Origin of the sequence: Streptacidiphilus sp. MAP12-20 (assembly GCF_041262525.1) — a bacterium.
In the GTDB taxonomy this organism is placed as follows: Bacteria; Actinomycetota; Actinomycetes; order Streptomycetales; family Streptomycetaceae; genus Streptacidiphilus.
Genome location: NZ_JBGCCK010000001.1, coordinates 14,783 through 30,336 on the forward strand (window position 1 = coordinate 14,783; position 15,554 = coordinate 30,336).

A 15,554-nucleotide genomic window follows, 5' to 3' on the forward strand; every position below is an offset into this window, starting at 1 on the left:
AGATCAAGCGGGCAGCCGGGACAGAGCTGTGACGTGGCACAGCCCTGCGGACACTCAGCTGACCAGCCACGAGTGCGCGGTCTTCACCCCGGACTTGTCGTGAAGCGCCGCCGCGACCTGCGCCGGGGTCAGCGCGGCGGTCCAGATCTGCACGTGCGCGATCGCGCCGTCCCAGTTGTTGCCGAACTGGCCCTTGTAGGCCGCCCGGCCGATCTGCAGCGCACCGGGGTTGTGCCAGATTCCGGGCACCTTGGACGACTGGGCGAGCTTGCCGTTCACATAGAGGGAGATCGTCCTGCTCTTGGCGTCGTAGGTGCCGGTCAGGAACACCCAGGTGTTCAGCGCGGCGTCACCCTTGCCGTAGACCGGGTAGGACGTGTTGTCCGAATTCCCGGCAGCCGACTGGACCTTGAACACCCAGCCGTGATGGCCCGGCCAGTAGTCCCGGCCCAGGGCAAAGGCGTAGTAGCCGCCCTCTCCTTGACTGATCGCCATGACCGCGCCGTCGGCCCGCTTGTCGATGACCCAGGCCGATACGGTGAAGCTGCCGTCGGTGTTCACCACCGGTGCCGGGGCGGCCGCGTAGGCGTCGGGGGTGCCGTCCAGCCAGAGCACCTTGCTGCCGTTCCCCGGCCGCACCTGCGCGCCGGGCTGGTAGCTGAGCGAGACGTCGCCGTCGGCGTCCGCGAGGGCGCCGGCCGATGCGGCGGATGCCGAGGGGGAGGCCGACGCGGAGGTCGACGCGGAGGTCGAGACGGAGGCAGATGGGGAGCCGGACGGCTTGCCCGAGGCCGCAGCGGAAGCGGTCCCGCCGTCCATCGCGTGCACGCCGACGCCGCCGGCGACCGCTCCCAACACGAACGCGCCACCCACGGCGCCGACCAGGCGCCACTTGCCGCGCTTGCTGTCGCGCTGGTGCCGATCGGCGAGCGCGTTCCAGTCGGGCTCAGGGGCACGCGTGTACGCCGGCTGGTAGCCGCCGCCGTACCCGGGAGGCTGCGGCTGGGACTGCTGCGCGGGCAGCGTCGGCCAGTCGGCCCCCTGCGACTGCGATCGGTTGGCGTCGCCCGGTATCGGATCCCCGTATGTCATGCGCGCGATGCTATCGGGACCCGTCGAGCCCACGGCAGGCCGCCCGGAGCGCAAGACAGGGACGGCAAGACAGGGAGGGCAAGGCGGGGACGACGGAAGGAGATCAGCTCACCAGCCAGGCATGGGCCGGTGCGGGCACGCCAGGGGCCTTCGCGGTCGCGGCCACCTGCGCGGGCGAGAGAGCCACCGGCCAGACCCTGACATCCCTGATCGCGCCGATCCAGTCGTCCGTCCAACTGCTCTTGTAGCGGACCCGGCCGACCTGCAGCGCCCCGGCGTAGGGCCAGACGCCGTTGGTCCTGGTGGTCTGCGCGAGGCGTCCGTCGACGTAGAGCGAGATGTTCCTGCTCTTGGCGTCGTAGGTGCCGGTCAGCAAGGTCCAGGCCGCGCCGGGCGCGGCTGCGGCGCGGGCGTAGAGCGGCTGGGAGGGATTGCCGGGCTTGTTGGTCGGCGACTGGACCTTGAACATCCAGGAGAACTTTCCGGCCCGGAACTCCCGCCCCAGATCGAAGGCGTAGTAGTCGTGGTCGCCCTGGGTGACGGCCGCCCGGGTGTCGCTGAAGTCCTGGTTCAGCACCCAGGCGGAGACCGTGAAGCTGCCCTTCGTGTCGACCAGCGCGTTCGGCCCGGCGGCGAAGGCGTCGGCGGTGCCGGTCAACTGGAGTGCCCTCGCGCCCTGCACGTCGGTGACCTTCGCGCCGGAGCCGACGCTCAACGGGACCGAACCGGCAGCGTCGTCGAGCCGGGTGACGACCGGGGACGGGGGCGAGGAGGAGGGCGACGCCAACGCTGTGGGGGAGCCCGATGCGCGGCCGGAAGCGACGGCCACGGCTGCGCTCGGGCCGCCGTCCACCGCCTTGACCGCGACGCCGCCCGTGACTGTACCCAGGACGAAGGCGCCGCCGACGGCCGCAAGCAGCCGCCACTTCCCGCGCTTGCTGTCGCGCTCGTGCTGGTCGGCCAGCGCGTTCCAGTCGGGCTGCGGCACCGGCGGGCGCGGTGTGGCCGCAGATCCCGGGTACCCGTACCCCGGGCCCTGCGGCGGGACCTGAGCAGTCGGCTGCGTCGGCCACGACGGCCCGCCGAACGGCCCCTGCGCGGCCGACTGTTGCGCGGGCGGCTGCTGCGGGGGCGGCTGCGACGTCCGGTCGCCGTCTGCTGGTATCGGATCGCCGTATGTCATGCCCGCGATGCTAGCGAGCCCCCGGCCCGAGGTCGGCCGGGGACCCGGGAGACGACCGTTCCTCAGGCCACGAGCCAGGAGTGCGCGGCCGGGACGCCCTTCGGGCCGCCGTGCTTGTCGATCTCCAGGACCTGCGCCGGGGTCAGCGCCCGGTTCCACACCTGCACGTGGCCGATGACGCCGTTCCAGGCGTCGGTCCAGCCGGCGATGTCGGCCTCGCGGCCGAGCTGCAGGCCGCCGTGCCCGACGACCACGCGGGCCGCGGTCTGGATGCCGGCCAGCTTGCCGTCGACGTAGAGGGAGATGCGGTGGCGGCTCGGGTCCCAGACACCGGTCAAGAGCGCCCAGGTCTTGTCGACGTGGTACGAAGCCGGGGCGAACACGGAGACGACCGTGCCGGGCGCCGTGCTGACGGAGAAGTCCCAGAGCGGCGTCCGGGCGAAGTGCCCGGGGTTGAAGGCGCGGCCGAGGCTGAAGGAGGCGTTCGCCGTCCCGGCCCCCTGGCTGACCGCTGACTCGCTGCCGCCGCGGCCGTCCGCGTAGACCCAGGCCGAGACGGTGAAGGCGCCGCCCACGTTCACCGCAGGTGCGGCCGACTGGGCGTAGGTGCGCCCGTCGCCGTGAGTGGCGAGCACCCAGCCGCCGGGGATGTGCTTGATCGAACCGCTCGGGCCGGTGACGGCCAGCGGAAGGCGGCCGTTGGCATCGGCCAGCAGGCTCGGGTGGCCGGGAACGGTCGGCGAGCCGGTGTGCGGCGCGGCGACGGCTGACACCGGCGCCAGGGCCAGCGCGGCCGCAGCCGCCACCGGCGCCAACGCGCGCCGGAGCACGCGTGCGATCCCCCTCGTCCCCCTGGCCGTCCCACGCATGTCTTCGTTCATGTGATCGGTCATGGAACAAGATCCTAGTGAACGCTGACGGCCCGCCAGATCCAGGGATCCAACGGGCCGCCAAGAGATACACAGACGCTCAGACTCACAGACGCTCAGGACGAGACCGGCTCCGGCTCCGCCGCCGGGGCGGCGGGCGCGGCCGGGTCGGCCTTGACCGACTCCAGCAGCAGCTGGGCCACGTCCACGACGCGCAGCGACTCCTTGGCCGCGCCTTCGTTCTTCTTGCCGTTGACCGAGTCGGAGAGCATCACCAGGCAGAACGGGCAGGCGGTGGAGACGATGTCGGGGTTGAGCGACAGCGCCTCGTCCACGCGCTCGGTGTTGATGCGCTTGCCGATCCGCTCCTCCATCCACATCCGCGCACCGCCGGCGCCGCAGCAGAAGCCGCGCTCCTTGTGGCGGTGCATCTCCTGCTGACGCAGACCGGGGACCTTGTCCATGATCTCGCGCGGCGGGCTGTAGACCTTGTTGTGACGGCCCAGGTAGCAGGGGTCGTGGTAGGTGATCAGACCCTCGACCGGGTTCACCGGCAGCAGCTTGCCCTCGTCGATCAGGTGCTGCAGCAGCTGGGTGTGGTGGATGACCTCGAAGTGGCCGCCCAGCTGCGGGTACTCGTTCGCCAGGGTGTTGAAGCAGTGCGGGCAGGTGGCGACGATCCGCTTCACGGGTGCGTCCTCGAGCGCCGCGTTCAGCGTCTCGACGTTCTGCGCGCCGAGCATCTGGAAGAGGAACTCGTTGCCCAGGCGGCGCGGGGAGTCACCGGTGCAGGTCTCCTCCTTGCCGAGGATCGCGAACTTCACGCCCGCGGTGTGCAGCAGCTCGGCGAAGGCCTTGGTGGTCTTCTTGGCCCGGTCCTCGAGCGCGCCGGCGCAGCCGACCCAGTACAGGTACTCGACCTCGGTTGGGTTGATGTCCTCGCCGATGACGGGGACCTCGATGCCGGTCTCCTTCTTCAGCTCCTTGACCCAGTCCAGGCGTGCCTTGGTGGCCAGGCCCCACGGGTTGCCCTTGTTCTCCAGGTTCTTGAGCATCGTCCCGGCCTCGGTCGGGAAGTTGCTCTCGATCATCACCTGGTAGCGGCGCATGTCGACGATGTGGTCGATGTGCTCGATGTCCACCGGGCACTGCTCGACGCAGGCGCCGCAGGTGGTGCAGGACCAGAGCACGTCCGGGTCGATGACGCCGTTCTCTTCCGCCGTGCCGATCAGCGGGCGCTCGGCCTCGGCCGCGGCGGCGGCCGGGACGCCGGACTTGTCCTCACCCGCGAGCAGGTAGGGCGCCTTCTTGTAGGCGTGGTCGCGCAGCGACATGATCAGCAGTTTGGGCGAGAGCGGCTTGCCGGTGTTCCACGCGGGGCACTGCGACTGGCAGCGGCCGCACTCGGTGCAGGTGGAGAAGTCGAGGATGCCCTTCCAGGAGAACTCCTCGACCTGGGAGACGCCGAAGGCCGCGTCGTCGGCCGGGTCCTCGAAGTCGATCGGCTCGCCGCCGGAGTGCATCGGCAGCAGCGCGCCGAGCGCGACCTCGCCCTTGGGGTTGCGCTTGAACCAGATGTTGGCGAAGGCCAGGAAGCGGTGCCAGGCGACACCCATGTCGGTCTTCAACGAGACCGTGATCATCCAGATGAAGGAGGTCGCGATCTTGATCATCGCGGTCAGGTAGATCATGTTCGTCAGCGTCGACGCGGACGCGCCCGAGAACGCCTTCACCAGCGGGTACGAGACGAGGTAGGACACCTCGTAGTGGTTCACGCCGTTGAGCGCGCCCTCCAGGCCGCGCAGCGTCATGATCGCCAGGCCGATGATCAGGATGACGGCCTCGACGAAGTACGCCTGGCCGAAGTTGGAGCCCGCGAAGCGCGACTTCCGGCCGGCCTTGTTCGGCTTGCTCAGCTGGCGGATCACGATCAGCGTCAGGATGCCGAGCGTGGTCATCGTGCCGATGAACTCGACGAAGAGCCACCAGATCGTCCAGTTCCCGATGACCGGCAGCACCCAGTCGGCGTCGAAGAGCTGTCCGAAGGCGTTCACCAGGGTGAGCACCAGGCTGAAGAAGCCCACCGCGACGAACCAGTGCGCGACGCCGATGACGCCCCACTTGTTCATCCGGGTGTGACCGAGGAACTCCCGGGCGACGGTGATCGTCCGGTTCGTCGGGTCGTTGGTGCGCGCGCCGGCCGGCAGCTTCTGTCCGAGCCGGACGAAGCCGTAGATCTGCAGGATCGCGCGCACGAAGAGCGCCGCGCCGACCACGGCGAGGACCAGCGACACGATGATCGCGGCGATTTGCATGGGGCTCCACCTCATGACCTACGGGGCGACGTCTACTCAGCTCTACTCAGCAGTAACTTATCGCAGTTCATGCCGAGAGTATCGACTCCATGACCCAAACCACAGCCGAAGCACGGGTGACCTACGTCATCAGCCCCCTTGCGGCCTAAGGGCGACATAAAGTTGAGCGGCTCACACTCATGTCTGTTGACGCAAGAGGATTTCTGAGGCACGCTTGAGTCTGTTCAGCTCAACTTCCTCTCTTTGGAGGGTTCAACGATGGCTCGTGCGGTCGGAATCGACCTCGGTACGACGAACTCTGTCGTCAGCGTCCTCGAAGGCGGTGAGCCCACCGTCATCACCAACGCAGAGGGCGCCCGGACCACACCGTCCGTCGTCGCCTTCGCGAAGAACGGTGAGGTGCTGGTCGGCGAGGTCGCCAAGCGTCAGGCGGTCACCAACGTCGACCGGACCATTCGGTCCGTGAAGCGTCACATGGGCACCGACTGGAAGATCAACCTCGACGGCAAGGACTTCAACCCGCAGCAGATCTCTGCATTCATTCTGCAGAAGCTGAAGCGCGACGCCGAGGCCTACCTGGGCGAGAAGGTCACCGACGCGGTGATCACCGTCCCCGCCTACTTCAACGACTCCGAGCGTCAGGCGACGAAGGAGGCCGGTGAGATCGCGGGCCTCAACGTCCTGCGCATCGTCAACGAGCCGACCGCCGCCGCGCTGGCCTACGGCCTCGACAAGGACGACCAGACCATTCTGGTCTTCGACCTCGGCGGCGGCACCTTCGACGTCTCGCTGCTCGAGATCGGCGACGGCGTCGTCGAGGTGAAGGCCACCAACGGTGACAACCACCTCGGTGGTGACGACTGGGACCAGCGCGTCGTCGACCACCTGGTCAAGCAGTTCCAGAACGGCCACGGCGTCGACCTGTCCAAGGACAAGATGGCGCTGCAGCGTCTGCGCGAGGCGGCCGAGAAGGCCAAGATCGAGCTCTCCTCCTCCACGGAGACCACGATCAACCTCCCCTACATCACGGCCTCCGCCGAGGGCCCGCTGCACCTGGACGAGAAGCTCACCCGGGCCCAGTTCCAGCAGCTGACCGCGGACCTGCTGGAGCGCTGCAAGACCCCGTTCCACAACGTCATCAAGGACGCCGGCATCGCGCTGTCCGAGATCGACCACGTGGTCATGGTCGGTGGCTCCACCCGTATGCCCGCCGTGGCCGACGTCGTCCGCGAGCTGACCGGCGGCCGGGAGCCCAACAAGGGCGTCAACCCGGACGAGGTCGTCGCCATCGGCGCGTCCCTCCAGGCCGGCGTGCTCAAGGGCGAGGTCAAGGACGTCCTGCTGCTCGACGTCACCCCGCTGTCCCTCGGTATCGAGACCAAGGGCGGCATCATGACCAAGCTGATCGAGCGCAACACGACCATCCCGACCAAGCGCTCCGAGATCTTCACCACGGCCGAGGACAACCAGCCGTCCGTGCAGATCCAGGTCTACCAGGGCGAGCGCGAGATCGCGGCGTACAACAAGAAGCTCGGCATGTTCGAGCTGACCGGCCTGCCGCCGGCGCCGCGCGGCCTGCCGCAGATCGAGGTCACCTTCGACATCGACGCCAACGGCATCATGCACGTCTCCGCGAAGGACCTGGGGACGGGCAAGGAGCAGCGCATGGCCGTCACCGGCGGCTCGGCCCTCCCCAAGGACGACATCGCGCGGATGATGCGCGAGGCCGAGCAGTTCGCCGACGAGGACCACCGCCGCCGCGAGGCCGCGGAGACCCGCAACACGGCCGAGCAGCTGGTCTACACGACCGAGAAGTTCGTCAAGGACAACGAGGACAAGGTCCCCGGCGAGGTCAAGGACGAGGTCAACGCCGCTGTCGCGGAGCTCAAGGAGAAGCTGAAGGGCGAGGACACCGCGGCCATCCGCGAGTCGTCCGAGAAGCTCTCCACCGTCTCCCAGAAGCTGGGCCAGGCCCTGTACGCCAACGCCGGCGGCGACGCCGCGGCCGCGGCCGGCGCCCCCTCGGACGCGCCGCACGCGGACGCGCACGCCGAGGACGACGTGGTCGACGCCGAGATCGTCGACGACGAGAAGCGCGAGGGCGGTGCCAAGTGACGACGGAGGAGACGCAGGGCAACGCTGAGAAGCCCGGCGCCGCTTCCGGCAAGGCCGCGAAGGGACGCGGCGCGGCGGGCTCCAAGCCCGCCGCGGCCGCGGCCCCCGCGGAGGAGGCCGGTGCGGGCACCGAGTCCGCCGCCGAGCTGCGCAAGCAACTCACCGAGCGCACGGCCGACCTCCAGCGGCTCCAGGCCGAGTACCAGAACTACCGCAAGCGCGTCGAGCGCGACCGGGTGACGGTACGGGAGATCGCGGTCGCCGCGATCCTGGAGAACCTGCTCCCGGTGCTGGACGACATCGGCCGCGCCCGCGACCACGACGAGCTGACGGGCGGCTTCAAGTCGGTCGGCGAGTCGCTGGAGACGGTCGTCGCCAAGCTCGGCCTGCAGCAGTTCGGCAAGCAGGGCGACATCTTCGACCCGCAGCTGCACGAGGCGCTGATGCACAGCTACTCGGCGGATGTGGACGAGACGACCTGCGTGCAGATCCTGCAGCCCGGCTACAAGATCGGCGACCGGATCATCCGTCCGGCGCGGGTCGCCGTGGCCGAGCCGGAGCCGGGCGGCTCGGGCTCGGGTGACGGTGCGGCCGAGGAGGGCGCGGACGAGGACGCCTCGGCCGAGCAGAAGTCCGAGAAGACCGCCGCTTCCGCCAAGGGCGAGAGTGACGCGGACGAGTAGCAGGCCCGGGGTCGGCCGCCGGTCGGCAGGTGCCGACAGGGCGGCCGACCCCGGCCCTTATCTGTCGATGCGGTGAGGAGGAGAGCTTTTGAGCGGCAAGGACTACGTGGAGAAGGACTACTACAAGATCCTGGGCGTGCCCAAGGACGCCTCCACCGCTGAGATCAAGAAGGCCTACCGCAAGCTGGCCCGGGAGTTCCACCCGGACGCCAACAAGGGCGACAAGGCCGCCGAGGAGCGCTTCAAGGAGATCTCCGAGGCGAACGACGTCCTGTCCGACCCGAAGCGCCGCAAGGACTACGACGAGGCACGCGCGCTCTTCGCCAACGGCGGTTTCCGCACCGGCCAGGGCGGCGCGGGCGGCTTCAACTTCGACCTGGGCGACCTCTTCGGGGGTGGCGCGGGCGGTCAGGGCGGCACCTTCGGCGGCGGTGGCGGCGGTGGCGGGATCGGGGACGTCTTCGGCGGCCTCTTCGGCCGCGGCGGCCGTGGCACGACCACGCAGCCGCGACGCGGCGCGGACGTCGAGTCCGAGGTCACCCTCAGTTTCGTCGAGGCGGTCGAGGGCGCGACGGTCCCGATCCGGATGACCAGCCAGGCCGCCTGCAAGGCATGCGCGGGCACCGGCGCCAAGGCCGGGACCACCCCGCGGGTCTGCCCGACCTGCGTCGGCACCGGCCACGTCAGCCGGGGCCAGGGCAGCTTCGCGCTCAGCGAGCCCTGCCGCGACTGCAAGGGCCGCGGCCTGCTGGTCGACGACCCCTGCGAGGTCTGCCACGGCAGCGGCCGCGCCACCTCGGCGCGGACGATGCAGGTGCGCATCCCGGCGGGCGTCGGCGAGGAGCAGCGGATCCGGCTCAAGGGCAAGGGCGCGCAGGGCGAGCGCGGCGGGCAGCCGGGCGACCTCTATGTCACCGTGCATGTACAGCCGCACCCGGTATTCGGCCGGCGCGGCGACAACCTGACGGTGACGGTGCCGGTCTCGTTCCCCGAGGCGGCGCTCGGCGGCACGATCCGCGTCCCCACGCTGGGCGGGCCGGCGGTCTCCATGAAGATCCCGGCGGGCACGGCCAACGGCCGCACCATGCGGGCCCGCGGCAAGGGCGCGGTCCGCAAGGACGGCACCCGCGGCGATCTGCTGGTGACGGTCGAGGTGACGGTCCCCCCGGAGACGGAGGGCGACGCCAGGTCGGCCCTGGAGAAGTACCGCGAGGCGACGGCCGCGGAGGACCCGCGGGCGGCTCTGTTCAAGGCAGCGGAGGAGGCGTGAGATGCCCGGCGTGAACGACGGCAGTGTTGGACCTACCGGCAGTGTTGGCGGCGGCGCGGTACGCGGCGTGCGGGTGACCTATCAGCTGACGGAGTACTCACCCGTCTACGTCATCTCGGTCGCCGCGGAGCTCAGCGGGCTGCACCCGCAGACGCTGCGCCAGTACGACCGCCTCGGCCTGGTCTCCCCCGACCGCACAGCCGGTCGGGGGCGCCGCTACTCGGCGCGGGACATCGAGCAGCTCCGCGAGGTCCAGCGGCTCTCCCAGGAGGAGGGCATCAACCTCGCCGGGATCAAGCGCATCATCGAGCTGGAGAACCAGGTCGCCGCGCTCCAGGCGCGGGTGGCCGAGCTCCAGGGCGCGGCGGAGGCGGCCGCGGCAGCGGTGCACGCCTCGTACCGGCGGGATCTGGTGCCCTACCAGCAGAGCTCCGCACTGGTCGTCTGGCGCCCGAAAGGGCGGCACGACGGCGGACGCTGAGCCACCGGCAGCCGTTTCTAGCGGTGACATGCCAAGCAATTTGCTCCAGTTGAGGGGCCGTGTCCGGGGAGGCACGGCCCCTCAACTGTCGCTTGCCCCGGTCGCCGAGGAGGATCGGCCGGGGAGCTCAGGGGTTGGTGGCTGCGCCTATGGTGCCGTGCGCACCCTGCCAAATGGTGTCAGCCGAAGCCACACCGGAACAGAGAACTAGAGCTACGATCGCGACGCCTGTGGCGAGAGCCGCTCTCCACGACGAACGATGCGAAGTGCGCATGGAGCACTTCCTCTCACTAGATGACCGGGGGGGGTCGACAAAAGACAGAGTCAGGGGAGTGCGCCCCCGACCGGAGGGCAGCTATCCACCACAATGGGGTACGGATCCGACGCAAGTCAGTGTTCGATAGTGGCAACAAGTGACCAAGCCTGAAGTGGTCACAGGATAAAATCGGACAAGGTAGGCATATAGCCAATGACCGGCCCGCAGATGCCCGGAGCTCTGAGCAGCGACGCTGTCATCGTCTACCGACGAGCGCTCGCAGACGGCCGCTTCGACTCGAAGAGCGCCATGGATGCCACCGGGCTCGACTCCGAGAAGGTGGCCCGATGCCGTGACGAGCTCGTCGCCCACTGCCTTCTCCAGCCCGACGAGATCCACGACGAATGGCTCGTCACGGTCAACCCCGAGATCGCGGCGGCCAAACTGGCCCAACCGCTGGAGGAGGCGATCCGTTCCTACAGGAACGCCGTGGACGACGCCCGCGAGCGCCTGCTCCAACTGATGCCGGCCTACCTCGGGCGCACCATGTCCGGGACGGTCTCCGGAGGCCTCGAGATCCTCACGGATCCCGACGAGGTGCAGCTCATGATCAATCAGGCCGCTGCGAAGTGCCGCCGGGACGCCATGACCATGCAGCCGGGAGGAAAGCGCGACCCCGCGGCTCTGCAGCAGGCCCTACCGCTCGACCTGGGCATCGTCCAGCGGGGCGTCCGCTTTCGGATGATCTACCAGCACACCACGAGAACACAACTGGCCATGCGTTCCTACGTCAGCGCGATGGTGGAGGGTGGAGCGGAGATCCGGACCACCGACCAGCTCGCCGAGCGGATGTTCATCTTCGATCGTGAGCTCGCCTTCATTCCCAAGCGGAGCCAGCCCGGACAACCGCTCGGAGCCGTGGTCGTCCGCGAACCCGTACTCGTCTCCTTCCTCTGCGCTCTGTTCGACCAGTTCTGGATAAATTCGCAGCCGTTCGACACCGAGGGCCCCGGCTACCAGAACGTTTCCGGGGATCTGAAGCGTTCGCTGCTCGAACTCCTGGCTCAGGGGCTCAAGGACGAGGTCGTGGCTCGTCGCCTGGGCATGTCGGTGCGAACCTGTCGGCGTCATATCGCCTCGCTGATGCAGGATCTCGGTGCCGAGAGCCGCTTCGAGGCCGGCGTGAAGGCCACTCAGCTGGGACTCCTCAGTCGCGACCGTTCAGAGGGATAGCGCCCTCTCGTGCCACCGAGCGGCAGTTTGATGTCACAGGCAACTCCTGGACGCATGCCTGTTCCCCCCAGCACCATCGAGACATCCCCCCAAGGGTTGCCGGCGCCGGCACCTGTACCTCTGTTCGACCGATGCACGAGCCTCTCCGCAACGTACGGGAGCTGTCGTTGCACGGTCAACCATCTCGTTGGAGCTGATCGTGACCGAGCTGTCCGACGCCGAGATCGCGGCTGACGCACGCCGCACGATGCGCGTCTTTCTTGCCGCACCGTCGTTGCGCCTCACCGGCCCCGCGGACGGCGTCTTCAGCCTGGCCCTTCGCGGGCGCATCAACGCCCTGCGCGACGCCCTGCTGGAGTCCGGCGTCAGCGTCTTCAGCGCGCACCACGACGACGTCTGGGTGACCCGGGGCATCGGCACCGGGCTTCGCGCGCCGTCCGCGTTCCGCGCCATGCAGTCCGCCGACCTCGCCTTCGCCTACGTCGGCTCGCCGCTCTCGGCGGGGGTCGGCATGGAGCTGGGCTGGGCTTCGGCCCTACGCAAGCCCGTCGTGCTGCTGGTCGACAAGGCGGTCTCGCACAGTCCGATGATCACTACGCTGGAAGAGGTCTCCCCTGTGCTTCCGCTCGAGTTCGACACCCAGTGGTCCAACGCCCAGCTCCGACACACCATCATCACCGCGCTCGACTGGGCCGACACCTCGCTGACCTACCCCGAGTCGGCCTGACTGACCGTCAACAACGGTCAGTGCCCGCACCACCGATGAGGACCGCCATCATTCAGGCGGCGTTCATCCCGTAGTGGCGCCCATCACATCAGCCGCACATTCAATCGTCTCCCGCAAGCACTGGCCATCTCACAACCAGTCAGCAGGAGACCCACATGCGCTCCACGCGCACGCGTTCCCACAACGCCGCCCGCACCGCCCTCGCCGCCGCCGTCGTCTGCGCGACGCTCGCGGGCGGCAGCCTCGCGCTGACGCAGAGCGCGTACGCCGACCCGGGGGCGATAGCGGACAACCAACTGGTCGGCGTCGGCTCGGACACCACGCAGGACGTGATGAACGCCCTGTCCGGCGCGACCGTCAACGGCCAGAGCTACACCGGCAGCGCGGTCGCCGCGGACGGCAAGTCCCTCGCCTCCTACGACGCCGTCGAGCCGGGCACCGGCAGCACGAAGTCCACCATCCAGACCCGCACCGGCGGTGTCCACTTCCTGCGCCCGAACGGCTCGGGCAAGGGCCGCCTCGCGCTGTCCGACTCGCTGGCGGGCGGCAAGTACGCCGCGTCCGGCAACGCGGCCGACGGCACCGTGAACCTCTCCGGCCAGGTGGACTTCTCCCGCTCCTCCGGCGCGCCGAAGGTCGCCGGCACCGCGCTGACCTACATCCCGCTCGCGCGCGACGCGGTGGGCTTCATCGCCAAGAACGACGCGCTCCGCCAGCTGACCATCGAGCAGCTGAAGGAGATCTACACCGGCAACCTCACCACCCTCGACGGTGTGGCGATCCACCCCTACATCCCGCAGTCCGGCTCCGGCACCCGCGCCTTCTTCGAGAACGCGCTCGGCATCTCCGACGCGACGCTCGGCGCCAACGTGACGCCCACGCAGGAGAACCAGGCCGACGGTGCGATCACCCAGGACGGCGCCATCATGCCGTTCTCCGCCGCCAGCTGGACCGCCCAGCTCAACGGGGTGGCCCCGGACCACAGCAAGACCGCGCACACCGCCGGCGCCTTCATGGGCTCACTGGAGCTTCAGGCCGGTTCCGGTGTGTACGCCTCCCCGGTCACCACCGCGGCCGACGGCACCATCTCGCCGACCACCACGTACTACAACGACCCCTCCTTCGGCCGCGACGTCTACAACGTCGTGCCGAGCCGGGCCATCGACCCGACCAGCGTCTTCTTCAACAAGGCGATCTACGACGTCTTCGTCAGCGACTCGACCCGCACCGCGGCCATCGCCGCGCCGGCGGCCAAGGCCGTCATCGCCAAGTTCGGCTTCGTGAACGAGGCGTACGAGGGCTCGACCGACCCGATGGACCACGCGAAGATGGGTGGCCTCGAGGACTCCGGCCTGGACGCGTCCACCCCGGGCGCCACCACCGTCACCGCGAGCAGCACGGGCGTCGGTGCCCTCCACGTCGCCTGGACCGCTCCGGCGGGCGCGACCGCGACCGACTACCGTGTGCTGATCAGCAAGACCGGCAGCACCGTAGTCAGCTCGCAGGACGTCCCGGCCGGCACCACCAGCGTCGACCTGACCGGCCTGGCCGCGGGTTCGTACACCGCGATGGTGACCGCCGAGAACCTCAACGGCCCCGGCACCGCCGGTAGCGCGAACGCCACGGTCGGCGCGGCCCAGACCGCCGTCACCGTCACCGGCACCATCGCCGTCAAGGTCGTCTTCGGCACCTGGGCGCCGATCCACGTCATGGTCGCCCCGGTCGCCGGCCGCCCGGTCCCGACCGGCCAGGTCAAGCTCGACAACGGCGCCATGGCCGCGCTCGACGCCAAGGGCCAGGCCACCTTCTGGGTGCTGACCTCGCGTTACCCGGTCGGCGCCAAGACCTTCACGGTCACCTACGCGGGTGACAGCAACTCCGTGGCCGGTTCGGTCAAGGTGATGACGACGGTCGTCAAGGCGACCCCGTCGCTGTCCGTCTCAGGTCCGGTGAGCTTCAGCCACACCACGCGGGCGCGTTACGCGATCACCGTCGCCGCCCCGAACGCCGTCGCGAGCGGCTTCGTCCGGATCTACAACGGCAGGACCCAGGTCGGCTGGGCGTGGATGAGCAACGGCCACGCCACGATCACGATCGCCCCGCTCGCCCGCGGCCGCCACAGCCTGTGGGTCGCCTTCTATGGCAACGGCCAGCTCAACGCCGTCGGCCGCTGGGTGACCGTCACCGTCAGCTGATCAGCGCACCACAGCGGCGCCGGACCACGTCCGGCGCCGCCTCGCGCCGTCCGGCACATCCGACTTTGAGACCTCACAACTCCAGCAACGAAGGGGCGTAGGGACCTTGGCCCTCCCTGAAGCTTTGACCGGCGCGGGAGACGCGCCTCGTCCTGACGTCGGACCCAGACGGCTGTCCGTCGTCCCCGGCACCGGCGACCGGGTCTTCCGCGGTCTGCTGCGCGGCTCCGGCCTGAGCGTGCTGGCCATCATGGCCGCCGTCGGGCTCTTCCTGCTGCTGCGTGCGGTCCAGGCGCTCAAGGTGGCGGGCTGGTCCTTCGTCACCACCGAGCAGTGGCAGCCCGACGTGCACCACTTCGGCATCGCCGCCGTGCTCACCGGCACGCTGCTGATCGCCGCCGTGGCCGTCGTCGTCTCCGTTCCGCTGGCGCTCGGGACCGCGCTGTTCATCCAGGAGATCGCCCCGGCCCGGCTGCGCCGCACCCTGGTCGCCCTGGTGGACCTGATGGCCGCCGTGCCGTCCGTCGTCTACGGCCTGTGGGGGCTCTTCTTCCTCCAGGGCCAGGTCATCGGGCTCTCCCGGTGGCTGTCCACCTGGTTCGGCTGGATCCCCTTCCTGCACGTGGACGGCGCGCAGGCGGACCAGCCGCTGTCCACGCAGAGCGTCTACACCGCCTCGACCTTCGTCGCCGGGCTGGTGGTGGCACTGATGGTCGCGCCGATCCAGTGCTCGGTGATGCGCGAGGTGTTCAGCCGCGCGCCCGCCGGTGAGCGCGAGGGCGCCTACGCGTTGGGTTCCACCCGCTGGGGCATGATCCGTTCCGTGGTGCTGCCCTTCGGCACCGGCGGCATCATCGGCGGCACCATGCTGGGGCTGGGCCGGGCGCTGGGCGAGACCATCGCGGTCTACCTGATCATCTCCCCGGTCTTCCAGATCCAGACCCACATCCTGCAGAGCGGCGCCAACTCCGTCTCGTCGCTGATCGCGCTGCACTACGGCGACTCCTCCGACTTCGGGATGTCCGCGCTGATGGCGGCCGGCCTGGCGCTGTTCCTGCTGACCCTGGTGGTCAACTTCACCGCGTCGTCGATCGTGGCCCGCTCGCGGTCCGGCGCGCAGAGCGAGGGCTGAGGC

At 69.5% G+C, this 15,554-nt stretch carries 12 protein-coding genes; 8 read left to right on the forward strand and 4 right to left on the reverse strand.

Features of this window, described 5'->3' with window-relative positions; genetic code table 11:
• Positions 1-54: 54 nt before the first annotated feature.
• The 4 genes from ABIA32_RS00075 to ABIA32_RS00090 form a co-directional block, all read right to left on the reverse strand.
• Entirely contained in the window at positions 55-1,092 is a 1,038-nt protein-coding gene (locus ABIA32_RS00075; RefSeq protein WP_370091517.1) for a LamG domain-containing protein, read from the reverse strand.
• 103 nt (positions 1,093-1,195) lie between these two features.
• Complete coding sequence (locus tag ABIA32_RS00080) at positions 1,196-2,275, reverse strand: LamG domain-containing protein (RefSeq protein WP_370091519.1); 1,080 nt, start codon at positions 2,273-2,275, stop codon at positions 1,196-1,198.
• Between the two features lie 62 nt (positions 2,276-2,337).
• Complete coding sequence (locus ABIA32_RS00085; protein WP_370091521.1) at positions 2,338-3,168, reverse strand: LamG domain-containing protein; 831 nt, start codon at positions 3,166-3,168, stop codon at positions 2,338-2,340.
• A gap of 92 nt (positions 3,169-3,260) precedes the next feature.
• Positions 3,261-5,459 (reverse strand): (Fe-S)-binding protein, encoded by a 2,199-nt coding sequence (locus ABIA32_RS00090; RefSeq protein WP_370091522.1) that lies wholly within the window; start codon positions 5,457-5,459, stop codon positions 3,261-3,263.
• A gap of 258 nt (positions 5,460-5,717) precedes the next feature.
• Here ABIA32_RS00090 and dnaK point away from each other — a divergent pair, with 258 nt between their 5' ends.
• From dnaK to pstC, 8 genes are all read left to right on the forward strand, one after another.
• On the forward strand, positions 5,718-7,574 hold the full coding sequence (gene dnaK, locus ABIA32_RS00095; protein ID WP_370091523.1) for a molecular chaperone DnaK: 1,857 nt from the start codon (positions 5,718-5,720) through the stop codon (positions 7,572-7,574).
• Entirely contained in the window at positions 7,571-8,257 is a 687-nt protein-coding gene (gene grpE / locus ABIA32_RS00100; protein ID WP_370091524.1) for a nucleotide exchange factor GrpE, read from the forward strand. The genes dnaK and grpE overlap by 4 nt, the downstream gene beginning before the upstream one ends.
• Before the next feature lie 88 nt (positions 8,258-8,345).
• A complete protein-coding gene (dnaJ, locus tag ABIA32_RS00105; RefSeq protein WP_370091526.1) occupies positions 8,346-9,527 on the forward strand; it encodes a molecular chaperone DnaJ in 1,182 nt (393 codons plus the stop codon).
• A gap of 1 nt (position 9,528) precedes the next feature.
• Positions 9,529-10,008, forward strand: a complete 480-nt coding sequence (locus ABIA32_RS00110; RefSeq protein ID WP_370091527.1) for a heat shock protein transcriptional repressor HspR — start codon at positions 9,529-9,531, stop codon at positions 10,006-10,008.
• A 484-nt stretch (positions 10,009-10,492) separates the two neighbouring features.
• On the forward strand, positions 10,493-11,497 hold the full coding sequence (locus ABIA32_RS00115) for a LuxR C-terminal-related transcriptional regulator (RefSeq protein WP_370091528.1): 1,005 nt from the start codon (positions 10,493-10,495) through the stop codon (positions 11,495-11,497).
• A gap of 199 nt (positions 11,498-11,696) precedes the next feature.
• The gene (locus ABIA32_RS00120) at positions 11,697-12,224 is read left to right on the forward strand and encodes a hypothetical protein (RefSeq protein ID WP_370091529.1); all 528 of its coding nucleotides are present in this window, start codon (positions 11,697-11,699) and stop codon (positions 12,222-12,224) included.
• Positions 12,225-12,379: 155 nt separating this feature from the next.
• Positions 12,380-14,419, forward strand: a complete 2,040-nt coding sequence (locus ABIA32_RS00125; protein WP_370091530.1) for a substrate-binding domain-containing protein — start codon at positions 12,380-12,382, stop codon at positions 14,417-14,419.
• A 106-nt stretch (positions 14,420-14,525) separates the two neighbouring features.
• Complete coding sequence (pstC, locus tag ABIA32_RS00130) at positions 14,526-15,551, forward strand: phosphate ABC transporter permease subunit PstC (RefSeq protein WP_370091531.1); 1,026 nt, start codon at positions 14,526-14,528, stop codon at positions 15,549-15,551.
• Positions 15,552-15,554: the final 3 nt, after the last annotated feature.

Bases quoted from the DNA above. Each gene is read 5' to 3' on its own strand.
- ABIA32_RS00110 (WP_370091527.1), top strand. From the start codon at position 9,529: ATGCCCGGCGTGAACGACGGCAGTGTTGGACCTACCGGCAGTGTTGGC.
- ABIA32_RS00080 (WP_370091519.1), bottom strand. From the start codon at position 2,275: ATGACATACGGCGATCCGATACCAGCAGACGGCGACCGGACGTCGCAG.
- ABIA32_RS00090 (WP_370091522.1), bottom strand. From the start codon at position 5,459: ATGCAAATCGCCGCGATCATCGTGTCGCTGGTCCTCGCCGTGGTCGGC.
- ABIA32_RS00075 (WP_370091517.1), bottom strand. From the start codon at position 1,092: ATGACATACGGGGATCCGATACCGGGCGACGCCAACCGATCGCAGTCG.
- dnaK (WP_370091523.1), top strand. From the start codon at position 5,718: ATGGCTCGTGCGGTCGGAATCGACCTCGGTACGACGAACTCTGTCGTC.
- ABIA32_RS00115 (WP_370091528.1), top strand. From the start codon at position 10,493: ATGCCCGGAGCTCTGAGCAGCGACGCTGTCATCGTCTACCGACGAGCG.
- ABIA32_RS00085 (WP_370091521.1), bottom strand. From the start codon at position 3,168: ATGACCGATCACATGAACGAAGACATGCGTGGGACGGCCAGGGGGACG.
- ABIA32_RS00125 (WP_370091530.1), top strand. From the start codon at position 12,380: ATGCGCTCCACGCGCACGCGTTCCCACAACGCCGCCCGCACCGCCCTC.